Origin of the sequence: Sinorhizobium sp. CB7 (assembly GCF_041357635.1) — a bacterium.
Classification (GTDB): domain Bacteria; phylum Pseudomonadota; class Alphaproteobacteria; order Rhizobiales; family Rhizobiaceae; genus Rhizobium.
Genome location: NZ_JAULLL010000001.1, coordinates 713,336 through 736,081 on the forward strand (window position 1 = coordinate 713,336; position 22,746 = coordinate 736,081).

The 22,746-nt window shown below is 58.6% G+C and carries 25 protein-coding genes and 1 pseudogene; 12 read left to right on the forward strand and 14 right to left on the reverse strand.

What is annotated here, in order from left to right; all coding sequences use genetic code 11:
- Positions 1-76 precede the first annotated feature (76 nt).
- The 6 genes from AAE029_RS03265 (at position 77) to AAE029_RS03290 (ending at position 5,200) form a co-directional block, all read left to right on the forward strand.
- Positions 77-559: a hypothetical protein gene (locus tag AAE029_RS03265; protein WP_371071349.1), complete on the forward strand. Its 483-nt coding sequence runs from the start codon at positions 77-79 to the stop codon at positions 557-559.
- A 121-nt stretch (positions 560-680) separates the two neighbouring features.
- On the forward strand, positions 681-2,537 hold the full coding sequence (locus AAE029_RS03270; protein WP_371071350.1) for a hemagglutinin repeat-containing protein: 1,857 nt from the start codon (positions 681-683) through the stop codon (positions 2,535-2,537).
- 13 nt (positions 2,538-2,550) lie between these two features.
- Positions 2,551-2,868 (forward strand): hypothetical protein, encoded by a 318-nt coding sequence (locus AAE029_RS03275; protein ID WP_371071351.1) that lies wholly within the window; start codon positions 2,551-2,553, stop codon positions 2,866-2,868.
- Positions 2,869-3,408: 540 nt separating this feature from the next.
- Positions 3,409-3,759, forward strand: a complete 351-nt coding sequence (locus tag AAE029_RS03280) for a hypothetical protein (protein ID WP_371071352.1) — start codon at positions 3,409-3,411, stop codon at positions 3,757-3,759.
- A 290-nt stretch (positions 3,760-4,049) separates the two neighbouring features.
- The gene (locus tag AAE029_RS03285; protein ID WP_371071353.1) at positions 4,050-4,256 is read left to right on the forward strand and encodes a hypothetical protein; all 207 of its coding nucleotides are present in this window, start codon (positions 4,050-4,052) and stop codon (positions 4,254-4,256) included.
- A 392-nt stretch (positions 4,257-4,648) separates the two neighbouring features.
- The gene (locus AAE029_RS03290; protein ID WP_371071354.1) at positions 4,649-5,200 is read left to right on the forward strand and encodes a hypothetical protein; all 552 of its coding nucleotides are present in this window, start codon (positions 4,649-4,651) and stop codon (positions 5,198-5,200) included.
- Positions 5,201-5,274: 74 nt separating this feature from the next.
- On the opposite strand, the gene AAE029_RS03295 is transcribed toward AAE029_RS03290, so the two are convergent.
- Positions 5,275-5,580, reverse strand: a complete 306-nt coding sequence (locus AAE029_RS03295; protein WP_371071355.1) for a ribbon-helix-helix domain-containing protein — start codon at positions 5,578-5,580, stop codon at positions 5,275-5,277.
- A gap of 212 nt (positions 5,581-5,792) precedes the next feature.
- Between AAE029_RS03295 and AAE029_RS03300 the strand changes: the two genes are divergently transcribed.
- The 3 genes from AAE029_RS03300 (at position 5,793) to AAE029_RS03310 (ending at position 8,432) form a co-directional block, all read left to right on the forward strand.
- Entirely contained in the window at positions 5,793-6,188 is a 396-nt protein-coding gene (locus tag AAE029_RS03300; RefSeq protein ID WP_371071356.1) for a VOC family protein, read from the forward strand.
- An 84-nt stretch (positions 6,189-6,272) separates the two neighbouring features.
- Positions 6,273-6,803 carry a gluconate 2-dehydrogenase subunit 3 family protein gene (locus AAE029_RS03305; RefSeq protein WP_371071357.1) on the forward strand — a complete coding sequence of 177 codons (531 nt, stop codon included), beginning with the start codon at positions 6,273-6,275 and terminating at the stop codon, positions 6,801-6,803.
- Positions 6,804-6,860: 57 nt separating this feature from the next.
- Positions 6,861-8,432 carry a GMC family oxidoreductase gene (locus AAE029_RS03310; protein WP_371071358.1) on the forward strand — a complete coding sequence of 524 codons (1,572 nt, stop codon included), beginning with the start codon at positions 6,861-6,863 and terminating at the stop codon, positions 8,430-8,432.
- Positions 8,433-8,624: 192 nt separating this feature from the next.
- Here the strand turns inward: AAE029_RS03310 and AAE029_RS03315 are convergent, their stop codons facing one another.
- From AAE029_RS03315 to AAE029_RS03360, 10 genes and pseudogenes are all read right to left on the reverse strand, one after another.
- Positions 8,625-9,131, reverse strand: a complete 507-nt coding sequence (locus AAE029_RS03315) for a hypothetical protein (protein ID WP_371071359.1) — start codon at positions 9,129-9,131, stop codon at positions 8,625-8,627.
- 133 nt (positions 9,132-9,264) lie between these two features.
- Positions 9,265-9,490: pseudogene (locus tag AAE029_RS03320) on the reverse strand (transposase); the annotation flags it as partial.
- Between the two features lie 179 nt (positions 9,491-9,669).
- Positions 9,670-10,200, reverse strand: a complete 531-nt coding sequence (locus tag AAE029_RS03325; protein ID WP_371071360.1) for an AAA family ATPase — start codon at positions 10,198-10,200, stop codon at positions 9,670-9,672.
- A 220-nt stretch (positions 10,201-10,420) separates the two neighbouring features.
- On the reverse strand, positions 10,421-10,930 hold the full coding sequence (locus tag AAE029_RS03330; protein WP_371071361.1) for a hypothetical protein: 510 nt from the start codon (positions 10,928-10,930) through the stop codon (positions 10,421-10,423).
- 232 nt (positions 10,931-11,162) lie between these two features.
- Entirely contained in the window at positions 11,163-12,239 is a 1,077-nt protein-coding gene (locus AAE029_RS03335) for an ABC transporter ATP-binding protein (RefSeq protein WP_371071362.1), read from the reverse strand.
- Positions 12,236-13,165 carry a PfkB family carbohydrate kinase gene (locus AAE029_RS03340; protein ID WP_371071363.1) on the reverse strand — a complete coding sequence of 310 codons (930 nt, stop codon included), beginning with the start codon at positions 13,163-13,165 and terminating at the stop codon, positions 12,236-12,238. The genes AAE029_RS03335 and AAE029_RS03340 overlap by 4 nt, the downstream gene beginning before the upstream one ends.
- Positions 13,166-14,188 carry an SIS domain-containing protein gene (locus AAE029_RS03345; RefSeq protein ID WP_371071364.1) on the reverse strand — a complete coding sequence of 341 codons (1,023 nt, stop codon included), beginning with the start codon at positions 14,186-14,188 and terminating at the stop codon, positions 13,166-13,168.
- Positions 14,185-15,030 (reverse strand): carbohydrate ABC transporter permease, encoded by an 846-nt coding sequence (locus tag AAE029_RS03350; RefSeq protein ID WP_371071365.1) that lies wholly within the window; start codon positions 15,028-15,030, stop codon positions 14,185-14,187. Before AAE029_RS03350 ends, AAE029_RS03345 begins: the two co-directional genes overlap by 4 nt.
- Positions 15,030-15,914 (reverse strand): carbohydrate ABC transporter permease, encoded by an 885-nt coding sequence (locus AAE029_RS03355; RefSeq protein WP_371071366.1) that lies wholly within the window; start codon positions 15,912-15,914, stop codon positions 15,030-15,032. The genes AAE029_RS03350 and AAE029_RS03355 overlap by 1 nt, the downstream gene beginning before the upstream one ends.
- A 72-nt stretch (positions 15,915-15,986) precedes the next feature.
- On the reverse strand, positions 15,987-17,225 hold the full coding sequence (locus AAE029_RS03360; RefSeq protein WP_371071367.1) for an extracellular solute-binding protein: 1,239 nt from the start codon (positions 17,223-17,225) through the stop codon (positions 15,987-15,989).
- 230 nt (positions 17,226-17,455) lie between these two features.
- Between AAE029_RS03360 and AAE029_RS03365 the strand changes: the two genes are divergently transcribed.
- Positions 17,456-18,661, forward strand: a complete 1,206-nt coding sequence (locus tag AAE029_RS03365; protein WP_371071368.1) for an ROK family transcriptional regulator — start codon at positions 17,456-17,458, stop codon at positions 18,659-18,661.
- An 80-nt stretch (positions 18,662-18,741) separates the two neighbouring features.
- Here the strand turns inward: AAE029_RS03365 and AAE029_RS03370 are convergent, their stop codons facing one another.
- From AAE029_RS03370 to AAE029_RS03380, 3 genes are all read right to left on the reverse strand, one after another.
- Complete coding sequence (locus AAE029_RS03370) at positions 18,742-19,626, reverse strand: NAD(P)H-binding protein (RefSeq protein ID WP_371071369.1); 885 nt, start codon at positions 19,624-19,626, stop codon at positions 18,742-18,744.
- Positions 19,627-19,703: 77 nt separating this feature from the next.
- Complete coding sequence (locus tag AAE029_RS03375) at positions 19,704-20,207, reverse strand: DUF1097 domain-containing protein (RefSeq protein ID WP_371071370.1); 504 nt, start codon at positions 20,205-20,207, stop codon at positions 19,704-19,706.
- 266 nt (positions 20,208-20,473) lie between these two features.
- The gene (locus AAE029_RS03380) at positions 20,474-20,950 is read right to left on the reverse strand and encodes a hypothetical protein (RefSeq protein WP_371071371.1); all 477 of its coding nucleotides are present in this window, start codon (positions 20,948-20,950) and stop codon (positions 20,474-20,476) included.
- A gap of 121 nt (positions 20,951-21,071) precedes the next feature.
- On the opposite strand from AAE029_RS03380, the gene AAE029_RS03385 reads away from it, so the two are divergent.
- Positions 21,072-22,046, forward strand: a complete 975-nt coding sequence (locus AAE029_RS03385; protein ID WP_371071372.1) for an AraC family transcriptional regulator — start codon at positions 21,072-21,074, stop codon at positions 22,044-22,046.
- Positions 22,047-22,206: 160 nt separating this feature from the next.
- On the forward strand, positions 22,207-22,695 hold the full coding sequence (msrB, locus tag AAE029_RS03390) for a peptide-methionine (R)-S-oxide reductase MsrB (RefSeq protein WP_371071373.1): 489 nt from the start codon (positions 22,207-22,209) through the stop codon (positions 22,693-22,695).
- The last annotated feature ends 51 nt before the right edge of the window (positions 22,696-22,746 follow it).

Below are 22,746 nucleotides of genomic sequence, written 5' to 3' on the forward strand. Positions count from 1 at the left end.
TACTCGACCGCGCAGGCAATAGAATTGGAACGTTGAATTCGGATGGCGTTTTTCTGCGTGGATGAGGGTTGAGATTATGAAAAAAGTGAATTTGGCAAAAATGTACGCGTATGTATTTACGCAAATCGAGACAATCGATGACGTAGGTAAGGCTAAAACACCATATTTGAATGTTTCAGTTTTTGATCATTGGCTGAATGAGAAGGAAGCTGATGATTGCGACATTCTAGCTTATAAAATCGCCGTTAATCGCGGAAGAGAAAACGCTTATTTATCGGGCGAACAGCAGTTTTTACAGCTTTACCGAAAATTAGGAGAAGGCGGTATTGTTATCAATGTTCCGGGGCCTTTACGAGAAATTTATAACAACTGTAGCGAAGTGGATGAAATATTTAAGAATAGCTTAAGAGAAAAGAAGCTTATGGACGTATTTTTCCCGATTTATTCGGTGAGAGTTCTTGGGGGATACGATCGGACTGACCTATTTGTTCTGCATGATTGGAAAAAATACACTCAACTGATTAACATTGTGGAGGAGGTAGGACTTTATGCAATTTAACGAATTATGCAGCGGGCACTGTCGTTGAGCTGAAGAAAGGTATGACTGACGCCCGTTAGCCAGCTCGTCGTCCGGCAGCTCCTCAATAGAAGCCAGCATCGGCGTCTCGGCCGGGGTGACATTGAGCGGCATTGGGGTCGGCATCAGTGGTGGTGCCCATGCGGGTACCGGCAAGTCGAACGGCGAGAGCACGACGCAGGTCAACAGCCATGTGACCGGCACGGGCGATATCGCGCTCGAATCCGGCCGCGATACGAATCTCAAAGGGGCGGTCGTCTCCGGGGAGACCGTGACGGCTGACGTCGGGCGCGACCTCAATATCATCTCCGTTCCCGATACCGGCTCCAGCTCCAACTCCTCGGCGTCGATCGGCGCAAGCTTTAGCGGGCCTCTGGGGGGAATGCCCTCGCTCACCGGCGTCTCGCCCGGCGGCGGCCTTGGCTCCGGCGACACCAACTGGATCAGCGAGCAGTCCGGCCTCGTCTCTTCCGGCCAAATGGACGTGACCGTCGGCGGCAACACGCATCTCGGAGCAGGCAAGATCATCTCCGAAAGCGGCGACCTGATGCTTGATACGGGCACGCTGACCTTTGAGAACTTCCAAGGCTCGAAGCAATATGAGGGCTTCGATGTCACGCTCAACATCGACCTGACAGACAGAGGTCCGCAGCAGCCCGGCGAGATTTCGCAGCCGCGCACGACGGGCGAGGGAAGCTGGCAGCTCGACGACACGCGTCAGGAGGTGCGGGCAACCGTCGGTCCGGGTGAGATCATCATCCGCGACGAGGAGAAGCAGGCAGCACTTGAAGCAGGAGGTGCCACTGCACCGCTGGAGGACCTTAACCGTGATCCTGATCAGGCCTATGAGATCACCAAGGACAAGCATGTCGGCATCGAGTTTTATCTGTCCGATACCTCAGTAAAGAAAGCGCTCGAAGCGGGCGCGGCGATAACAGAGGTCATTGGCGATGCGCTCCGCAAAATGACCGCTGATGGCCTTATGACACCGGAGGATTTGGCAAAGGCGAACAAGATCGCAGCCTACGCCGTCAACGATCCCAAGGTATTAGCGGCCTTGGCGGAGTGCAATAATCACGCATCGGTTCCGTTCAGCATCTTCGATTGGATCGTGCCGTCCGCCCATGCAGCGGCCAGCGCGTGCTCAATCTCGACGCCGGATGGCCCGATAGAATTGTCCGTGACGGCGGCGAAGAACTGCTACGATGTTGTGCGGCAGGCTATAAGTATCCGCTCCGCTTTGGCCGTTGCCGGAAAAATGGCCACAGTGGCGGCAGCCACGGCCGGCTTCTATTTTTGGATGACTGGCTCGATCGGTGACGACATCAATGAAACGACGAAACTTTCGGATGGAACTGTCGTTCGTCTGACCGGGAATTCGGAGGCCCTCCGGCGCAGCATTGAAATAACCACACCGAATGGCGACAAGGTTTCGCTGATTCTTACCGAAGATCCGCTTACACACCAGCTTGAACTGCAGTCCGGCAATGTCAATGGCGCCGCCATGTCTCGCCCGCTGTTGCAGGAAATTGTGACGGGGCTGCAGAGCGGGGGCAAAAATGTCGTCTTGAGCCAAAATGCGGGCATCGGTCATAATGGCGGGCCGCCGTTGAATGATGGTGGGTCCAACGGCAATAATCAAAATCCGAATGGAACACCGCCTCTCGTTCCCCCGCCCGTCCCCGGATACAATATCGATTATGATAAGATATCGACGGCCAAACCGGGGCAGGCAACGCAACCTAGGACCTTGGCTGAACAAGTGCTGTGGAATCAGGTGCTTCAGGACCCGGCTGGCGGACAAAAGCTCAATCTCAACAACGACCCACGGTTTCCTCCCGCGAATGGATGGCAGAAGATGGAGGTTACGCATACGCAGCCAGATGGGTCCAAGATATCGATCCACTACCAATATAATGCTATTACCGGCAAAGCATATGACATGAAGCTCACGAATTAGAATGGGTGCAACAATGAAAATAGTCGAAAAAGATGGATTCAACAGAATTGTTGAAGTATATGCACTATATTGGGTCGACGGAATTAGACATCATTTGGTAATTCCGTATGAAGGTTACGATGGTTTTATTGTGGTTAATGAGGATCAATGTGACGTGGTAGATTCGTCAATAAATGGGTTTATTTTGAAAAAAGATGATTATGGAGGAGATATGTTGATTCACTGGGCCGCAGAAAAGGGGGGGTTAATATATAAATTGACAGACCCCCCGGATGCCGATGCAGTAGCAGAATTGAAGCGTCGCCTTGCTGAAGAAAAACCACCCTTTTAAATCCGGCAGAATATTTCCTGAAAGGCTTTTACTGCCTTTTTAAGCGGACCTTGTAGCCTTCAAACCACTGGCGGCCAATGCAGCGTTCGCCGGTTTGAAAGCTTACGACGCGATCGCGGACTTGCGGGCGATCGGGCAAGGGAATCGTGATCGCTCTGGCCTGTTGGCATGTTCAATTGAGCTGCTAAAAAATACGAATATCACATTGGAGTATCAGGAGCGCCTTAAGCAACCAAATACCAGTACCGTCACGATTGTGCGATTGGAAGGCAATGAATATATGCCTTTCATCGGGATGAGTTCGCTTCAAGGTTTGATAGCGAGAGCATGGGCTATCGACGGTGGATCCGATCACGTAGCCGGTCTCCACCGCTCAATAGCGGTTCGCAGCTATCGACCGGAACCGATGTGACGTTGACGGCGCGCGACACCTACGTGAACCTCATCGGCTCCGGCATAAACGCTAGCAGCGCTTGCTACCGATAAAGAGATCGCGCTGAATATCATGGCCGATCTGCAAAAGGCATTGAGAGGGCAGAAATGAGCGCATTGACCGTTTCCTTCGCGTGTCACCTAGCGTTTCGGTTCCGAGAGCTGCTTCCTGTTCTTGCGGAGCATATCCAAGACAATAGCGGCGAAATTCTCCCGCATATTCTGATGTATGATTATTGTCGTTTCGTATGCGGCGGCCCTGATGGAGAACACAAGTGGCAGCGGGAGCTACTTGGCTATCTCGAAAACAATTTCTCAGAAAGCGACGATGAAATAAGCAATTTGATTGCTGTCTCTTTTATTGAAAATATCCCGGATCCACTCACGTCCAGACATTGGTCCGTTCAGCTTCTAGGAGAGAAGATGGCGGAGCAATATAGCGCCATTTATGGCACCTGATTTCCTTGTTCCTCTGAAGACTAGTCGCAAAGCAAAGTCAGGGGCGAACGAGGCTGACTCTGTAAAAGAGCCGTTTCATGCTCATATCGAGACGGTTATCACGCAACCCACAGGCGTCAGATACTACGCGGATGGACGCGTAGTTTTCCCAGACGCAAAGACGAGGACGGTAGTCATAAAGAACCCTAACAGCGGGGAAGGCACAGCCTTCCGGCCGGATTTCCAAGGTGGCTGGGACGACTATATCAGCCAGCTTCCGAAGAGGACTCAACCATATTGAGGTTACACCCATGGATGCTATTCGACTAGACAAAGAAGCTGTTATCCTTGCGCTCGATGTCGCGGACTTTAATTTTACCCGCGAGATTTTTCGCGAGTTTCGTCGTGTTGTTGATCCGCGCGAACTGCCGGCATTGACTGGGCGGACAAAGGCGGAATTGGACAGAATGATTGACGATCTCTCCGCTATCGCCGATCGTTTGGGAATTGATCTTTAAGATCTTTAAATAAGCAATCTAACTAGACAGGCTTACCACAGCAGCGAACATCGCCGCAGCAGGCGGGAAGCTGACCCGAACGTCGGAAACTTGTCTATAACTCTCCCGCTAAGCCTCCGGCTATGCTGGAGCGGCGGGAATGAAAAAACGAGTAGCCAGAGCTGGCGACAAAATCATCAAAAGCGAATTTTCATCAATCGAGAAAATTTACCATCATACCGAACTGACGTTGACTCTACGCTGGATTGCATAAATAGCGTTGCCGATCCGCACGCGGGCGATGATTAAGTCCGCGATCTGCAAGTTGAATCTAATCACATGACGAGGATTAGGGTCGGCGCGGCCAAGGCGTTCTGCCCGGTCGTCACAATAAGAATTTTGGAGTCCGATTTATGCCCGCGTTGCGGCTTTTGATTGCCTTCATCATGACCGTCGCCCTGTCCTCCTGCGTCACGACCGATCCACGACTGGTTGCAGCCCTTCAGCGGACTTCGGTCTCGCAGATCCGCGTTGAGACCGCACCCGATGTCACCATGGGCGGCCTGATCGACAGGACGAAGCCGGATCCTCAGCTGCCTGCCGTTGTTCGCACGATGCAGAGCGTCATGGCTCGCGAGCTCACCGGTCTGCCGGGAGGGCCGGTGCAGGGGCGTTTGGTCGTCACTTTGCACATGGTCGACGTTTCCAGCAAGGCAGGTCGGATTATTGCGGGAAATGACAGTTACATCGCGGGAACGGTCCGGCTGGAAGATGTCAAAACCGGTCAGTTGATCGCTCAGGCCCAGAATATCCGTGCCGAGGATCGCGGAATGAGGGGTGAAGGTTTGGGGATCGTCGTCGCCATGGCGGTCAACGCTGCCCAGGCTCAAAAGGAAGATGCTCTCGCACTCAGGTTGTCGAACTCGTTCACGCAGCAGGTCAAAGCCTGGCTGACGCAAAAGTAAATCCTATGGCGGATCGAAGCACCGCCGCTGGCGACGCGATGATAGCCCGGTTAATTCGGCAGGCTCGCTCGCGATTATTCCGCCGCGATGTGAAACTCACGCGGCACATTCCCATGCGCGTTGCCGCCCATCAGATAGATGAGACAGCTCGTGCGCAGCATGGAGGCAAAGTTGGAAACCGAGCCGTTGATCTCGAGCGCTTCGTCATAGAGGGTCGAGAGAAAGCGGGACGTTGACATGCGCTGGCTGTCTGCGATCTCGTCGATCAGATCCCAGAAGGCGGTTTCGAGCTGGATGCTGGTGGAATGACCACCGATCCTGACCGATCGGTTCACGGCGCGATAGCGCTGCGGATCCTGACCTGCGAAAACTCCACACATGGCATTGTCCTCCGCTCTTGTTTTTATAAGCCGATTATGGAACGGCCGATCGCAGTGGTCAATTTCCCTTTGCGCCGCCGGCGTCGAAGCACGCCGTCTTATCTTTCGCTTGATCAAGCAAAATTCCGCTTGCGGTAACCGGCTGCTACCTGCTGATGCCTGCTTTGATGCATCCTCGACCCAGATATCAGAGGGTGGCCGCGGGGGCGAAAGTGGCGAAAACGATACATTCGATGATCCGTGTTCTGGATGAGCAGCGGTCGGTGGATTTCTATGGCAAAGCCTTCGGCCTCGATGTGGCGGATCGGCTGGATTTCGAAACCTTCACGCTTGTCTATCTCAGCAATCCGCAAAGCGAGTTCGAGCTGGAGCTCACCATCAACAAGGGCAGGAAGGAGCCCTACAGCTTGGGCGACGGCTATGGGCATCTAGCCGTTTCGGTCGACGACCTCGACGCCGTGCATGCAAGCGTCAGCGACGCGGGACTAAACCCCAACAAGATCGTTGAATTCAGCCGCGATGGCGGCCTGATTGCCCGCTTCTTCTTCATCGCCGATCCCGATGGATACAAGATCGAGGTGCTGCAGAGGCACGGGCGCTTCAAATAGCAATTCTGCCGACGATCCTGAGGAGAGATCGCCGGCATGCGCATGGTCCCGAGGGGCATGCGCCAAGCAAGGGAGGAAACAGGAATGGTAACGATCTACGAAAGGCAATCGGGAATATCGCGCCGCGAACTCCTGAAACGTGGAGGCGCGGGCGCGGTGCTCCTGATCAGCGGCAATGCGGTGCTCTGTCCCACCTCGGCGTGGGGGCTCGAAACCACCGCGCTCAAGCCGGAAACGATGGCGACGCTGATCGTGCTCGCCCGCGACATCTATCCGCATGACCGACTTGCCGACCGTTACTATGCGGTCGCGGTCAAGGGCCAGGATACCAAGGCGGGCAGCGATGCCGCGCACAAGGAACTGATCGAAAACGGTGTGGCCGATCTCGACAAGCGCGCCGGCCCCGGCGGCTATCGCGGTCTTGCCTGGGAGGACGATCGCGTGGCGATCCTCAGGGACATCGAGACGACGCCCTTTTTCCAGGCCGTGCGCGGCGATCTCGTGGTCAGCCTCTACAACCAGAAGGAAGTCTGGCCGATCTTCGGCTACGAAGGCGAATCCTATTCCAAAGGCGGCTACATCAATCGCGGCTTCAACGACATCGAGTGGCTTTGACGGTTCCTGCGCGCCCGCACGGGCGCACCGCATGATCCGTCAATCTGGGAGGATAAAATGGCAGCCCCTTATGATCTCACCGACGACAGCGTGGTCGTCATCATCGGTTCCGGCGCGGGCGGTGGAACGCTCGGCAACGAGCTCGCGCAGAAAGGCGTGGACGTCGTCGTCCTGGAAGCCGGCAAACGCATCGAACACGAGGATTTCATCAACGACGAATGGGATAGCTTCACCCAGCTCTCCTGGCTCGACAAGCGCACGACCGGCGGTGGCTGGCGGGTGCACAAGGACTTCCCAAACCTGCCGGCCTGGATCGTCAAGGCGGTCGGCGGCACCACGACGCATTGGGCCGGCGCCTCGCTCCGCTTCCAGGAACATGAGTTCAAGACGGCGACGCATTACGGCAAGATCGAGGGCGCCAACCTGCTCGACTGGCCGATTACGCTTGCCGAACTCGAGCCCTATTACGCCAGGGCCGAGGACAAGATGGGCGTCACCCGGACGAACGGCATCGAGGGCCTTCCCGGCAACAGCAATTTTAGGGTGTTCAAGGCCGGTGCGGACAAGCTCGGCTACAAGGAATGCCATACCGGCAACATGGCGATCAATTCCGTCGACCGCGACGGCCGCATGGCCTGCCAGCAGACCGGCTTCTGCTTCCAGGGATGCAAGTGGGGAGCAAAATGGTCGACCCTCTATACCGAGATCCCGAAGGGTGAAGCGACGGGCAAGATGGAGGTCCGGCCGAATTCGCAGGTGGTCAAGATCGAGCACGACAAGACCGGCAAAGTGACGGGTGTGGTCTATGCGGACAAGGACGGCAAGCTGCACGAGCAGAAGGCGCGCATCGTGGCCGTCGCCGGCAACTCGATCGAAAGCCCACGGCTGCTTCTGAATTCCGCTTCTTCGATGTTCCCGGACGGGCTTGCCAACTCCTCCGGGCAGGTCGGCAAGAACTATATGCGCCACACCACTGGATCGGTCTATGGCGTCTTCGACAAGCCGGTTCACATGTACCGTGGCACGGTCATGGCCGGGATCATCCGCGACGAGGCCCGCCATGATCCCTCACGCGGCTTCGTCGGCGGCTACGAAATGGAGACCCTGTCGCTGGGGCTGCCCTTCATGGCTGCGTTCCTCGATCCGGGTGGATGGGGGCGCTCCTTCACGTCGGCGATGGACGACTATGTCAACATGGCCGGCATGTGGATCGTCGGCGAGGACATGCCGCAGGAACAGAATGCGGTCAAATTGCATGGCGAACTCAAGGACGAGTACGGCATGCCGATCCCGGACGTCTGGTTTACAGACCATTCGAACGATGACGCCATGCGCAACCATGCCTACAAGCAGGGCCAGGCGCTCTATGCGGCGGTAGGAGCCGTACGTTCCTTCCCGACGCCGCCCTATCCCTCGACGCATAATCTCGGCACCAACCGGATGAGCGAAAAGCCGCAGAACGGCGTGGTCAACAAATGGGGCCAGACCCACGACATCAAGAACCTGTTCATCTCGGACGGCAGCCAGTTTACGACCGGCGGCGCGGAAAACCCGACATTGACGATCGTCTCGCTGGCCATCCGTCAGGCCGACCATATCGCGTCCGAGATGTCGGCGGGCACGATTTAAGCAATTCCGGGAAAGTGCGAAGCGGTTTTCCATTCGGAATTGCGCATAAGAGATTAAGGCTCCGCCCCGGCCGCGCTTTGCGGCCGGAGTCCGCGCGCGGACGAGCCCCCAAGACGCGTCCGCGCTACTTCTGGCCGGCTCAAGCCGGCCATTCTTTTGCGTGATCGACAATTTCCGAGGAAGAGCGCACCGTCAATTGCGCCGGAGATCTATCCGGCTTGTCACGACCTTGTTGCCGGAGTTTGGATCGACGTCCATGGTCGTGAGCCTCATGCCGTTGTCGCTGACTTTCTGAACGGTGAGATCGGCCTTTCGATCGCCATTGACCAGCTTAGGCCAGAGGATGGTCAGGTTGATCGCGTTGCCGCTTCGGCTGCCGGCAAGGCCAGCCTTGCCGCCATTCGGCCCGAGATAGGTGCCGTTATACTTCGCGCCGTTGAATTTCAGATCCGCGCCGACCGGGCGGGATATCAGGATCATGCCGCGGCAGCGTCCCGTCATCGACAGCTCCGTATCACTCGCGCGGGAATCGAAGTTGCAGGTGACATTGATCGGCGATGAGTCGGCACGGATCCTGACCACGCCCTGGCCTGCCCATTTTCCCTGTAGCGATCTCAGGAAGTCCGATTCGCTTGCAATGGCGGTGTCGGCGATCAGAACCAGTATGGTTGTCGTCAACAGGAGCAAGCCGATCTTCATATCAGCCTCCAGCTTTGTGGACACGGGGTTGACGGCCGGCCGTTGTCCGTACCGGGAAAACGCGTCATGCCGAACGGGGTTCCGGGCGCACGGCGTCAAACATATCACATTTCCCTAAATAAAGCGGGATGCCGAGCCGATCGAAGATGCCTATACGAGACCAGCGAATCAGCCGGTTGTAGAGCGTCTTGCGGGGGCTATAGACTTCGGGGGCATCCCGCCATCGCAAACCATTGCGGGTGACGCGGTTTATCCTACTGATCACACGCAGGTCGTCCGCGCGCGGGACGCCACGCGATTGGGACGTGGTGTTCAAGACGCTTGAGCTGCGTCTCGGTGAGCCAGAATTGATCAGACATCGGCAAATCCTCCTGCCGCACTTGAATCATGATGGCTTGCCCGATGGAATTTTAAGGTTCGCGACGCCCGTTGCGCCTCAGAAGCGGACGTAAATGAAGGCCATCACGGAACGACGGCATATGCCCAAGCTGACATCCGCCGGCCACCGCGATCGAACTAGACTACCGCGCGCCGGCTCTTAGTCGACCCCTCCGCATTTCGATAGAATTTCGTCGACAACGGAGGCGAGCGGCGCAGTGGCGTCAATGGTCGCCGCGTTCTTGGGAATGTCTTCTTTCGTTGCATGCAGTCGCACAACCAGTTCTCGTTCGGCTGGTTTTCCGCCAAACTCGTCTTCAGGTCTGCTGGCAAGCCGCCTCTTCAACGTGTCCAAATCGACGTCGAGAACGAAAACCCCGTCAAACAGATCAATAAAGTGATGGAAATTCCTCAAGCCGCCGCAGAAGAAGGAGATCGGGTGGCTTTGATCGGCCATCAGGGATTTGACTTTGTCGACATCCCAAAGGTGGTGCTCGTGTACAAAGGCCACATCCAGATTGTTCTGCTTATGCGCAGAACCATCCAGCGGCTCGCCCGTCTGGGGATCGCCTCGATAAGCCAACTCACGGTCACCGTGGATGGCGTGGTAACCGCGCTGCTGCAGTTCGGTGGCGACTGAGGTCTTGCCAGTCCCGGAAACGCCTTCGATCAAATAGTTCCTGACGCCCATTTCGCTCTCGTTCGATGAACCGCACGCTCTTTGGCAATGGCCAAGTCCCCCTGTCGCCTTATGGCGCAGAGCGGATACGGTGTACCAATCGAGGATGACAAACAGATTTCCGGTGCTTCAATTCCAACGGCTTGCACGGTGCAGAAGTCTGGAACGTTAGAGTCCGCTTTGGGCCTGGAAGCCACCATCCGGCCCTTTGCTCAGCTTATAGGTCCTGACCCTAGTTCCGACTGAGATGAATTTCGCTTATGACGACTTTGTCGCCGGAGGTTGGATCGACGTCGACAGTGACCAGCCTCATCCCATTATTGCCGAGTTTCTGCAGCGTCAGATCCGCGCTGCGATCTCCATTGACCAGGTTCGGCCAATGAATGGTCAGGTTAATCGCATTGCCTGTCCGGCTTCCGGCTAGGCCGGCCGTGCCGCCGGTCGGCCGCAAATAGCTGCCGGTATATTGCGCACCATTGAATTTCAAATCCGCACCGACGGGACGGGAAATCACGATCAGTCCCTTGCAGCGTCCCGTCATTAACAGCTCTGTATCAGTTGCACGGGAATCGACGTTGCAGACGACATTTATCGGCGATGAGTCGATATCGAGCCTTACCATGCCCTGGCCCGTCCATTTCCCGTGCAGAGATTTGAGAAATTCCGCCTCGCTTGCCATAGTGGTGTCGGCGAGCAAGACCGGTATCGTCGCAGTTGCGATGAGCAGCCGACCGACCTTCATGTCAGCCTCCAGTTTTGCGGATAGGTGTGATTCCCTCTGTAGCCGGAAAACGCGTCATGCCGGACAGGGTTCCGGCGCAAGGCGCAGAACATATCGCATTTTGCTAAAATAATAGGCGGTGGGCGTAGATCTTCTAGAGCCGGATGATGCAGGTCGAACCAAATCATCCGGCTCTACATCAAAAAGTTAGCGGGATGTCGCCCGAAAACCGCACGCACTTTTCGGCATCCCGCTAGCGGCTGCAGCTGAGGCCGATCTCCGGGTCGAACAGATGAATCGTCTCTTCGTCGAAGGACAGTGCCAGCATCTCGCCATCGGCCAATCGCGTTCGCGGCGGGAGGCAGGCCATCAAACGCTGCTGACCGGCGATTGCCGTGACAACCAGTTCGGGGCCTGTCAGTTCGGCGACCTCGGACTTTGCCGCGATCGATGGACCTCTGCCGTCATCGAGCCTGAGCGCCTCGGGGCGGATGCCCAGAACGAGGCGCTGGCCCGCGCGCAGCTTTCCTTGGAAGCGGGCGGGAATGGGCAGCACGCGGTTCGTGCCGGCGATTTCCAGGCCGTCTCCAACGACGGCAACGTCAAGCAGGTTCATGGGCGGCGCACCGACAAAGGTCGCGACATATAGCGTTGCGGGATGATTGTAGATCTCCTCCGGCGTGCCGAGCTGTTCGATCCGGCCGTCGCGCATGACGGCGATCCGGGTCGCCAGCGTCATCGCCTCGATCTGGTCATGGGTGACATAGACGACGGTCGTCTTCAGCATCTGATGCAGGCGCTTGAGCTCGGTTCGCATCTCCATGCGCAGCTTCGCATCGAGATTGGAAAGCGGTTCGTCGAAGAGGAAGACTTCGGGCTTTCGTACCAGAGCCCGCCCGATCGCCACGCGCTGGCGCTGTCCGCCGGAAAGCTGGCTCGGCTTGCGGTCGAGCAGGTTTTCGATCTGCAGCAACCTGGCGGCCTCTCGCACGGCCCGATTGCGCACATCCACTGGGATCTTGCGCATTTCCAGGCCGAAGCCGATGTTGCGGTGAACTGTCAGGTTCGGATAGAGCGCATAGGACTGAAACACCATGGCGATGTCGCGATCCTTCGGATGGACGCCCAGAACCGAGCGTCCGCCGATCCTGACATCGCCGCTGGTGGCCTCGGCAAGGCCGGCAATGATATTGAGAAGGGTGGATTTGCCGCAGCCTGAGGGACCGAGCAGCACCAGAAACTCGCCGCTTTCGAGCGCGATGTCGATGCCCTTGAGGGTTTCGAGCGCGCCGTATGTCTTTCGGACATTCTGGATTTCCAGCGTGCTCATGGCAGGACCTCCTCGGAAGATGACGGTCCGTCATAGCTGCGGGGGAGGGTCGAAATTGCATGCGAGGCTATCCGCGTTCCGGCTGCAAGGCAGGCGGGGAGCGGCTGGTCCTCGGCAAGTGCGGCGAGGAAAGCGGCATTGAAGACATCGCCGGCGCCGATCGTATCGACCACTTTGACGGGGGGCGCGGCGGCCGAGACGAGAGCGCCGTCGGCGCCGATCGCAATCGCGCCGTCCGGTCCGCGCTTGACGACGACGATGGCTCCTTCCGGCATCAGAGATTTGATTTCATGGGCTGCATCGAAGGGGCTTTCGAGCCCGGCCAATGTCGTTGCCTCGACCTCGTTCAGCAGCGCGCAGCGGCAGCGGGAAAGCCAGCTCCGCGCCGCATCGCGGTTTGCATCGGTCCAGCCATCGAGCGGCCAGCCGGTGTCAAGCGCGATGGCTATGCCATGCGCCTCTGCCCAATTGAAAAAGGCGCCGTAATCTCGCGTCAGATCGTCCGTCAGGAAAGATCCGCAAAGCAGGGCATAGCCGCCCGAAAGTCTCTTTCCGTTGAGGACGGACAGTACGTCGGCAAGACTAAGGCGAGGCAGATGCCCGCGCGTCGTGAAGAAGGTGCGTTCTCCGTCCGGATGTGTAATGCCGACCGAGAGCGTCGTGCCTTCCGAAGAGACCGGCCACTTGTCCGCACGGCTACCGAAGGCCTCGTGCAGCCACCGTCCGAACTGATCGTCGCCGACATTGGCGGCGATCTCAAAATTGATGCCGAACGCCATCCAGACAAGGGCGCTGTTTCCGGCAGATCCGCCGACGCGCAATTCGTCGTGATCGACAATGATCTCCGTGCCCGCCTTCGGCCATGGTTCTGCCGGCCCGAGGATCAGATCGACATTGACATTGCCGATGACTGCAAGAGGCCGCATTCACTCGCTCCGCGTAATCTTGGTGGAGCGCAGCGGCGTACCGGCGTTGTCGACCCGGGCATCGGCAAAGGCGATCATCAGCCGTTGGGCAACCGGAAGCATCGCGAAGATCGCTGCCATCCCCGTTGCGGATTTGAAACGGATCATGACCGTCCCGGCGACCGGCTCCTCACCCGAGGAATCGAAGACGATGACAGGGGCACCGGTCTCAACTGCCGAAACCGCCATTGCGGTCATAAGGCCGGCAGTCGGATCCTTTCCGCGAAAGAGGACGACGCCGATCTCAGGCCCCAGCATTTCCATCGGCCCATGACGCAACTGGCCGCCTTCGAGCGAAAAGCAGGGCCGGCGTGAAAGTTCGGTGAGCCCCAGCGCCAGCGCTTCCGCGACACCCTGCAGGCGGCGGCCGGAGGTGACGACGGTGGTAACGCCTTTTAGTGCAGCAAGTGCTGCTTCGATCGCCGGCTCTTCTGGGGCATTCAGGGCAACAAGGGCGGCCGCAGGATCTTCACCGGCAGCGGCCAGAACGGCGAGGTGAAGAGCAAAGCTCACCGTCAGGCTGCGCGTGGCGGCAAAGGCGAGTTCCGTACCGCCGGCGCCCACGAGCGAAGGCGCGGTTCTCGCAAGGAAGGATGTCCCTTCGAGCGTCAGGCCGAAGGTGTCGGGCGTTCCTCCTGTCTCGTCGAACCAGCGCAGGACCTCCGCGCTTTCACCGGACTGCGAGGTCATGATGATCGTTCGATCTTCGATGGGAAGCGGTTGGCCGAGCTGTTCGGAAAGGGGGATTGCTATGGCGTCGATACCGAGGCCACGATAAATCGGTTCCACCGCACGGTTGACGGCGTGCGAGCCGCCCATGCCGAGCAGCAGCAGCTGGCCGGTTCTCTCCAGCGAGGCCGCTGCCCTTGCCGCCATTTCGGCTGCCCCCTGAATGGACGCGATGGCATCGGCATGCTGGCGCGCCATTTCGCGGTCGATTGCGGCAAGCCCGGCCGGGCGGGTTTTCTCTCCGGTCATGATCATCCCTTGACGCCGCCGCTGGTGAGCCCCGAGATCAGGGCGCGCTGCATGAGGAGACCGATCAGCACCGGTGGCAGGGCGGCAAGCACACCGGCGGTGGCGATCAGTCCGTAATCGGAAACGCGGCCGCCGGCGAGATCGGCGATGGCGACCGTGAGTGTCTTGGCGCGCTGGTCGGACGTGAACAGCAACGCATAGAAGAATTCGTCCCAGGCAAGCAGGAAGGCGAATAGCGCCGATGTGGTCACGATCGGTGCCGCCAGCGGCAATATGATGATCCTCAGCGTCTGGAAAAGGCCTGCGCCATCGATCATTGCCGCGCGTTCGATCTCGTGGGGAATGGAATCGAAGCCGGATTTCATCAGCCAGGTGGTGAAGGGCGCAAGGATCGTCAGGTAGACGAGCGCCAGGCCGAAGACATTGTTGAGCATGCCGAAATGCGAAAGGTCCATATAGAGCGGCACGGCAAGCGCCACCGGCGGCAGCATGTAGGTGGCGATAACCATGGAAAGCGACCAGCCGACCGAGGGCGTGCGCGAGACCGCCCAGCCGGCCGGTATGGCGAGCGCAATCGCTGCGATCGTCGCCATGCCGGCAACCTCGATGCTGTTGCGCAGCGAAGCGGTGAAGGCCGCACCCGCGCTGTTTTCAATGGTGGAAAGCAGCATCCGATAGCGTGAGAAATCGGCCGATTGCGGCCACCAGTGCAGAGGCTTGGCGGCAAGGTCGGCAGCCGGCGAAATGCTCATTACGAAGAGCCAAAGCAACGGCGCCAGAATGACTGCGGCGAGAAGCAGAGCTGCCGTATGGACGAAGATCGTGAAGATCAGGCTTTTGCGCTCCATCAGGCGGCACTCCCAGCGGCCTTTCGCACAAGCCCAGCATAGGCGACCGCAAGCACCGTGACGAGCAGCGTCACGATCAGCGCCAGCGATGCGCCGGAACCGGCGCGCTGGAACGAAAAGGCTTCCTGATAGACGAGGATCGACAGTGTGCGGGTGCTGTTTGCCGGCCCGCCCCGCGTCATCACCCAGATGATGTCGAAAACCTTGAAGGCCTCTATCGTGCGAAGCACGAGCGCCACCATGAGAGGCCCGGCGAGATAGGGAAGGATGACGAAGCGGAAGCGGGCGAGGGGACCGGCGCCGTCGACCAGCGAGGCCGCGGTGATCTCGCGAGGAACGGCCTGCAATGCGGCGAGCGCGATCAGTGCCACGAGCGGAAAATTCTTCCAGCAGTCGGCAATGATCAGCGCTGCTAGCGCCGTTCCCGGTTCTCCGAGCCAGGAGCGGTAGGCCTCGATGAGGCCGATCTGCGTCAGTGCCGCGTTCAACGCGCCATATTCCGGATTGTAGATCAGTCGCCAGAGCGTGGCATTGACCACTGTCGGAAGCGCCCAGGGCAGGATCATCAGCGCCCGAAGCACGGTGCGTCCGCGAAATTCCTGGTTGAGGAGCAGGGCGGCCAGAACGCCAAGCACCATTTCAGCAGCAACCGAGATGACGGCAAACCAGGTGGTCGTGACAAGCGTACGCTGGAAGTTCGAGCCGGAAATCATCTTCACGTAATTATCGATACCGACGAAATTCCCCGCCGTGCCAACGAGCTTCGCGTCGGTGAAGGAAAGACCGACGGTGTCGACCAGCGGCCAGCCGATGACGGCAATCATGACCACGAGGAGCGGCAGCATCAGAAGCCAGGCGCGGGTTGTCATCCAGGTGCCGGACATCGGCGGCCTTCTCGATCATTGGAATGGATATGAGGACCAGGCGGCAAGGATGCCGCCTGGAAAATCGCTCCGTCAGAGGCCGCTGTTTTCCGCAGCCGATTTCAGCGCGTCTTCGGGAGTGGACTGGCCGAGCAGGGATTCCTGGATTGCCTGCTGCAGCGCGGTCGACAGTTCCTGATATTTCGGCGTCGTCGGGCGCGGATACATGGCAGCGAGACCCTGCTTGGCGGCCGCGATCAGCTCTTCCTGACCCTTGGTGACGGCGGGATCCTCATAGGATGAAGCCCAGATCGGCAGGCTCAGCTTGGCGAACTGGTTCTGCGTCGGCTGCGAGGTCATGAAGGCAATATATTTCCAGGCTTCCTCCGGATGCTTGCTGGCCGAAGTAATGCCGAGACCCATCGAGCCGTTGACGGCTGACACTTCGCTCTTGCCGGAAACGCCCGGGGCGGGAACGACACCCACTTTGCCCGCAACCTTGCTGTCCTTCGGATCGTTGGCCATGTTGTACATGTAGGTCCAGTTCAGCGCGAAGGCTGCATCGCCATTCTGGAAGACCTTTCGAACATCCTCTTCGAGGAATTCCTTGGAATTCGGATTCGTCACTCCGGACGCGTAGCTGGAGACCATGTATTTCAGCGCGTCGAGACCGCCACCATTCTGGAAATCAGGCTTTCCGTCCTTCAGGAAGTCGCCGCCATAGGCGCTGACGAGCGTCGTGTAATCGCAGATGGCGGCCTCGGCTTGCGACCAGCTCCAGGCGATCGGTGTGGCGAGCAGCCCCTTGTCCTTGATCATCTTTGCCTGTTCGCTCAGCTCGTCCCAGGTCTTTGGCGGGTTCTTGATGCCGGCCTTTTCCAGGATCTCCTTGTTGTAGAACAGGTACTTGGTATCGAGGATCCAGGGCATGCCGTAATATTTGCCGTCATACTGAACGGTCGTCCAGGCGCCCGGCAGAACCCCCTTCTTCATCTCATCGGTGATGCGGGAAGTGACATCGATGAGAACGTTGTTGGTTGCGTATTCGGCCGGCCAGATGACGTCGAAGAGCACGACGTCGTAACCACCGCCCGAGCCCTGCGCCAGCACCGTCTTATCGTGCAGGCCCTCATAGGGAACGAATTCGAGATTGATCTTGATATCGGGGTTCGCCTTGGTGAAGGCGTCCGTCATGGAGCGGACATCGGCTTCGCTATAGGCGGCCTGCGCCATGAAAAGCGCATTCAGCGTCGTCTCCGCGAATGCATGCGGGACAATGGACGCGCCAACGAGCGCTGCACCGAGCAGCGTCTTGCTTAAGGATTTCAACATTCCAGCCTCCAGTTTTTTGACATTGCGCGCTTGCGATGCCGGCGCGATGCGCCGCCATCGGCAATTCGAAGGCGCCCGAAAAAAGCGGGAGCCGAGTCTGTCTTGGAGCGTTGTCGCGGCCATTATGCGTGGTCGCCCGCGTTCCCCGAAACTCTCTGGTTTCTTATTAAGTCAATTGGCTTGACTAATTTTTTGTTCAACATTCTATTGAAGTCAAGGGGGAATTGCACATGAGCGATGTCCGCCCCATCCGGGCAAAGAGCGGCACCAATCAGGAAGGCACGAGCGCCCATAACCGGCGCGTGATGATGGATGCACTCAGGATCAACGGGGCGCTATCGCGTGCCGATCTTGCCCGGGCGACGAGGCTCACGAAGCAGACCGTCTCGAACATTATCGAAGAATTGGAAGGCGATGGTCTCGTGGTCCGTCAGGAGGCGGTGAAAAAGGGCAGGGGTCAGCCTTCCACCCCCTACTGCCTTGTCCCGGAAGGTGCATTCGCAATTGGTCTGCAGATCGACCGTCACGTGACGCGGGCGATCGCGGTAGATCTCGTCGGCAGCGTTCTGGCACGGGCCGAAGCGAACCTGCCGGCAGGCGGTCCCTCCAAGGGAACGGAGGTCATCCTCGACCTGATCGCAGATGTCCGCAGCCGCCTTGCCGCTGTTGCCGTGCACGCGGAAAAGCGGCTCGTCGGCCTCGGCGCCGCAATGCCCGGCCCGTTCGGCATCGATGACAGCGACAATCCGTGGATGATGGCGGCCTGGCAGCAGTTTCCATTGCTCGAGACACTGACTGCAGGCACCGGCCTCAGGGTCAGCCTGCAGAACGATGCCGCGGCAAGTGCAACGGCCGAGCGTCTGGTCGGCGCCGCCCATGGCCTCGATCACGCCGTCTGCCTGTATCTCGGCTATGGTATTGGTGCCGGCCTGATCCTGAACGGCGAGCTTTATCGCGGTGCGAACGGTAATGGCGGCGAAATCGGAATGGCGCTGCTTGGCACGGCCGACGGCGAGCGCACGCCGCTCGAGCACCGCGCTTCGCTCGCTTCCCTTTATCAGCATCTGGACATCGACCCGGCCGACGCAACGGTCTATGCAAAGGTGAGCCAATTCGCTTCGGCGGGCGATCCCAAAATTCTGGCCTGGATCGAGGCCGCCGCTTCAGACCTGCGGTGGAGCGTACATCTGATCGAAACGATCTTCGATCCGCAGACGGTCATCCTTTGCGGCGGCGCGCCTGAGGCACTGGTGAGCCGCCTCATCACCGCCATGCAGCCGCTTCTGCCGTCGATCGCGGAGCGCCCGGACCGCGTGCTGCCACGCCTGCAACTCGGCATGACGGATCCCTGGTCGGTCGCGCTTGGCGCCGCGGCGGAGCCGATCAGCAGCGCTTTCGATCCGCGCTTCTCAGCGATCCTGAAGGAATCGCTGTAGTGAATTGTTATTTATAGTCCATTTTTGATTTGGTGTTCTTGCGCGATCAACCGAACTGCGCCAAGTCCTACAGCCGGCAATCACCCGAGGACCGCTGGCTTCAGCGCCTCCTCACACCATTGCCGGAAGCTGGTCGGGGTCGTGTTCTCGGGCGTACGCGGTTCGGCATTGTCGAGGCCTTGGTCCTTGGCGAAGGCCATATCGGTCATGCCTTGCGCCATGGCCTCGGACATGCCTAAATCGACGAACCGCGCCTTGTAGGCCTCAAAGGAAATGCGGTGAAAGCGTACCGGTTTGCCCAGTACTTGCGACATGATCTCTGCCATTTCATTGAAGGACAGGTCTTCCGGACCAAGGACCGCGACATGTCCGCTGCCGCTCCAGGAGGGGACAAGCATAAGTTGCGCGGCGACGGCGGCGATATCACGCGTGGCGCAGCTCGGCATCCTGCGGTCGCCGGAGATCGGCGAGACGAAGATGCCTTGGCTCTTTATCAGGCCCGCCTGGCGGAGAATATTGTCCATGAACGAGGGCATGGTCAGCGCCCGGTAGCTCACGCCGGTGCCGGCGATCAGGTCGTCCATTGCCAGCGACCCCGTAACGTAGCCGGCCTGTCCGGCGAGCCGCGTGCCTCGGCCGAGCGCCGAGATGCCGACCACGCGCTTGATGCCTCGACTTTTGAATGCCTCGCAGGCTGGCCGGGCAAAGTCCACATAGGCGGCCTCGACGCTTTCTGCTTGCGGGTCCGGCGGAAGCAGCCAGAACACGGTATCGGCCCCTTTGAACGCCTGATCGACGACCTCAGCATCGCCATGCGACCCTCGGACGATCTCGACACGTTCGCGCACTTGCGTTGGAAGACGCGACGGATCACGGACGATCACGCGAACGGCTTCGTCGCTCTTGAGAAGGGTGTCGAGCACTTGACTGCCGATTGTACTGGTCGGCGCGGTTACGATGATCATGGTTGTCTCCAATTAGTGTGAGGACCGGCTCTTTGCGGTCAAGAATTCACGATTGTGCGGATGATCGTGATTTTAGGTCAGCCTTCGACCCAGCGGCGATTGATGGCCTGGCAGGCCCAGCCGGCGAAGCCGCCGATCGCCGTTGCACCACCGAAGTGCAGGAATGTCCCGGGGGAAAGTTCCCAATCTGCCGCGAAAAATGTGACCATGCCGAGAAACCAGGTCAGCATATTGTTGACGATGCTGGTCGTTCGCAGGCCCACGATGAGGATGGCGACGAAGAACACGACCAACGGGAGCGCCAATCGTCCGATGGTCGGGATCAAGGCGCTCGTCGCAATTTCCGAAATCGCCGCCAGACCTATTCCCAGCCACAGGCAGACCATGGCGGACAGGCTTTCGCGCAACGATGTCGGGCGTGTGAACCAGGCGATAAATCCTGCAAACATCACCCAGACCTCCAGCGCCAGAGTAGCGCTCCCCCATGCGGCAAAAGATGCGACGACGGCAGCGACAAGCGTGAATAAGATGAACTGTTTCGGTGTTTGACGATGAACGTTGGCGGTTTCGGTGGTGCTCATGGCAAAAATCCTTTCTGAACACTGACGGCGATGAGGGTGAGCCATACCTTTCCGGAACGACTCCCCGAGATCTTCCACCGGCTGTCGGCCGCTTGGCCAACACCGGGGAGCAAAGCGAAGATGTTTGCGGCAAATGGCCGGAGCGGGCTCAAGCGGCGGATCGACCGCTTCCCTGATCGTGTCTCGGGCGAAGGTGATCTACCGGCCTGCAAGCACTGTGACAAAACGGGCCGCAAATGTGCGCTCGATCCAGAGCAGCAGGTTCATCAACTGCATCCGTGTACCCTCCCATGCAGCCCGCCCGTATAGGAGACAACGTCGCCGTTGGAGAGCTTAATCCATGATCTGCGCAGTTGATGCGGCGGGAGGCAGTTGCGGAGTGCGAGTACTACAACGCGGTCTCCAGCGCGCACTCGGTTGCCAAGATCGAAGAACACTTGGACCGGAGAGAATTCAATCTCGTGGGTCTTATCGACATCCTCCTGGCGCGCAACGATTGGGCCTTTGAACTCATCCGGACGATCGACTTCGACAGACGGAGGGTCTGCTGTTTCGACGCGCACTGAAAGGACCGGATGCGGCGGCGAGAAGCTTGTCCGTGTGACCACCCCCGCAAGCAGAAACGGCTTGCTGGTGTCATACTGGCCGCTAACGCCGTGGTGGGCGAGCACGGTGCTGCCCGACAGTGCCACAGCGATCAGCGTAACAGTTGCGGTGCTCCGGCCGAACATCTTTACCATCATGACGGTTCCTTCCAGGCTTATCGCTGCGTCTGCAGTCTTGATCGTTGGAAGTTAGGCGATTGCCTGAATACGGTCTATGCGTTAACGTCTATATTACTTTCGCGATCGTCCAGGACCTTCGATGGATCCGCTCTCTGATGTGCTCTCATTATTGAAACCGCGCAGCTATGTATCGTCCGGCTTCGATGCAGGCGGAGACTGGTCGATCCAGTTCGCCGACCAGCACGAGCGCATCAAATGCTATGCCGTGGTCTCAGGCGCTTGCTGGTTGTCCGTGGAAGACGTTCCCGATGCGGTGCGGTTGCAGTGTGGCGATTGTTTTGTGCTGCCGAGCGGGCGTCCCTTTCGTCTCGCGAGCGACATGGCTGTGAAGCCTGTGGATGCGGGCATGATCTTTCCACCTGCCCGGGCAGGCGGTGTCGTTTCGGTGAATGGCGGCGGGGAGTTCTTTCTCGTTGGCAGCCGTTTCGCTGTCAGCGGGCAACACGCCGGTTCATTGTTACGGACATTGCCGCCCATTGTGCACATCCGCAAAGAGTCGGATCAGGCGGCGCTGCGTTGGTCGGTGGAACGAATGATGCAGGAATTGCGCGAGCCACAACCCGGCGGTTTTCTGATCGCCCAGCATCTTGCCCATATGATGTTGGTTCAAGCCTTGAGGCTCCATCTGGCGGAAGAGGCGGAAAGTCGGGTCGGGTGGTTCTTCGCGCTTGCCGACAATCAAATGTGCGCGGCGATCTCCGCCATGCATGCCGATCCGGCCCATCGCTGGACATTGCAGGAATTGGCGGAGCGCGCCTCAATGTCACGATCAGCTTTTGCCATGAAGTTCAAGACAAAGGTCGGACAAACGCCAATGGACTATCTCACGCGCTGGCGCATGCTGCTGGCGGCGGACAGGCTGGTAAACTCGAGCGATCCGATCTCGGCCATTTCCCTGTCGTTAGGCTACGAGTCCGAAAGTGCTTTCAGCACCGCGTTCAAGCGGGAGATGGGCTGTTCACCCCGGCAATACTGCTTGGATCGGAAGCATGCCTCTTCGTCCACAGCCCACGCCGTTCCTTATGCCGACGGGCTTCACGCTATCGCGCGCTGATGATCGGGCTCATAGTGGGTCCTGAGACACGACATCTTCGCAAAGATAGCATTCCACCTATCACATTTTGGTGGTTCACGGCCATGTGTGTAACAAAATCGCGTATACTCGCGTAGTTGCATGCAGAGACCAGACTCGGTCAAACGGGGAGGTTTGAACCATGTTGAAGAGGCGATCGTTGCTGGTGGCTGGCAGCGTCGTAGCGCTTGCCGCCCGTTTTGGATTTGAGAGCGAAGCTGCAAATGCGGCCGGGACGTTTCCGGTCATGCACACCGATCAGGAATGGCGAAAGCTTCTCACGGCCGATCAATATGTGGTGCTGCGCCAGGCCGGCACCGAATATCCCAATAGCAGTCCGCTGCTGCATGAGGAACGTGAGGGCAATTTCGCTTGCGCCGGCTGCGACCAGGATGCCTTCTCTTCGAAGACGAAGTTCGAGAGCGGCACGGGCTGGCCGAGTTTCTGGGCGCCGCTCGAAAATGCCGTCGGCACGACGCGCGACACCTCCCATGGCATGGTGCGCACTGCGGTGCATTGCAGCCGCTGCGGCGGTCATCTCGGTCATGTCTTCAATGACGGACCGAAGCCGACCGGTTTACGCTATTGCATCAATGGCCTAGCCCTGGTTTTTCATCCGGCTTCGGCCTGATCGGTTCCGGCGGTGTCCGGGCTTATGCATTCACCTTCGATAAAGGAGAGG

What these genes read in the sequence shown, in the direction of transcription:
- AAE029_RS03265 (WP_371071349.1), top strand. Translation starts at nt 77, where the DNA reads ATGAAAAAAGTGAATTTGGCAAAAATGTACGCGTATGTATTTACGCAA.
- AAE029_RS03275 (WP_371071351.1), top strand. Translation starts at nt 2,551, where the DNA reads ATGAAAATAGTCGAAAAAGATGGATTCAACAGAATTGTTGAAGTATAT.
- AAE029_RS03280 (WP_371071352.1), top strand. Translation starts at nt 3,409, where the DNA reads ATGAGCGCATTGACCGTTTCCTTCGCGTGTCACCTAGCGTTTCGGTTC.
- AAE029_RS03285 (WP_371071353.1), top strand. Translation starts at nt 4,050, where the DNA reads ATGGATGCTATTCGACTAGACAAAGAAGCTGTTATCCTTGCGCTCGAT.
- AAE029_RS03290 (WP_371071354.1), top strand. Translation starts at nt 4,649, where the DNA reads ATGCCCGCGTTGCGGCTTTTGATTGCCTTCATCATGACCGTCGCCCTG.
- AAE029_RS03295 (WP_371071355.1), bottom strand. Translation starts at nt 5,580, where the DNA reads ATGTGTGGAGTTTTCGCAGGTCAGGATCCGCAGCGCTATCGCGCCGTG.
- AAE029_RS03305 (WP_371071357.1), top strand. Translation starts at nt 6,273, where the DNA reads ATGGTAACGATCTACGAAAGGCAATCGGGAATATCGCGCCGCGAACTC.
- AAE029_RS03310 (WP_371071358.1), top strand. Translation starts at nt 6,861, where the DNA reads ATGGCAGCCCCTTATGATCTCACCGACGACAGCGTGGTCGTCATCATC.
- AAE029_RS03315 (WP_371071359.1), bottom strand. Translation starts at nt 9,131, where the DNA reads ATGAAGATCGGCTTGCTCCTGTTGACGACAACCATACTGGTTCTGATC.
- AAE029_RS03325 (WP_371071360.1), bottom strand. Translation starts at nt 10,200, where the DNA reads ATGGGCGTCAGGAACTATTTGATCGAAGGCGTTTCCGGGACTGGCAAG.
- AAE029_RS03330 (WP_371071361.1), bottom strand. Translation starts at nt 10,930, where the DNA reads ATGAAGGTCGGTCGGCTGCTCATCGCAACTGCGACGATACCGGTCTTG.
- AAE029_RS03335 (WP_371071362.1), bottom strand. Translation starts at nt 12,239, where the DNA reads ATGAGCACGCTGGAAATCCAGAATGTCCGAAAGACATACGGCGCGCTC.
- AAE029_RS03340 (WP_371071363.1), bottom strand. Translation starts at nt 13,165, where the DNA reads ATGCGGCCTCTTGCAGTCATCGGCAATGTCAATGTCGATCTGATCCTC.
- AAE029_RS03345 (WP_371071364.1), bottom strand. Translation starts at nt 14,188, where the DNA reads ATGATCATGACCGGAGAGAAAACCCGCCCGGCCGGGCTTGCCGCAATC.
- AAE029_RS03350 (WP_371071365.1), bottom strand. Translation starts at nt 15,030, where the DNA reads ATGGAGCGCAAAAGCCTGATCTTCACGATCTTCGTCCATACGGCAGCT.
- AAE029_RS03355 (WP_371071366.1), bottom strand. Translation starts at nt 15,914, where the DNA reads ATGTCCGGCACCTGGATGACAACCCGCGCCTGGCTTCTGATGCTGCCG.
- AAE029_RS03360 (WP_371071367.1), bottom strand. Translation starts at nt 17,225, where the DNA reads ATGTTGAAATCCTTAAGCAAGACGCTGCTCGGTGCAGCGCTCGTTGGC.
- AAE029_RS03365 (WP_371071368.1), top strand. Translation starts at nt 17,456, where the DNA reads ATGAGCGATGTCCGCCCCATCCGGGCAAAGAGCGGCACCAATCAGGAA.
- AAE029_RS03370 (WP_371071369.1), bottom strand. Translation starts at nt 19,626, where the DNA reads ATGATCATCGTAACCGCGCCGACCAGTACAATCGGCAGTCAAGTGCTC.
- AAE029_RS03375 (WP_371071370.1), bottom strand. Translation starts at nt 20,207, where the DNA reads ATGAGCACCACCGAAACCGCCAACGTTCATCGTCAAACACCGAAACAG.
- AAE029_RS03380 (WP_371071371.1), bottom strand. Translation starts at nt 20,950, where the DNA reads ATGATGGTAAAGATGTTCGGCCGGAGCACCGCAACTGTTACGCTGATC.
- AAE029_RS03385 (WP_371071372.1), top strand. Translation starts at nt 21,072, where the DNA reads ATGGATCCGCTCTCTGATGTGCTCTCATTATTGAAACCGCGCAGCTAT.
- msrB (WP_371071373.1), top strand. Translation starts at nt 22,207, where the DNA reads ATGTTGAAGAGGCGATCGTTGCTGGTGGCTGGCAGCGTCGTAGCGCTT.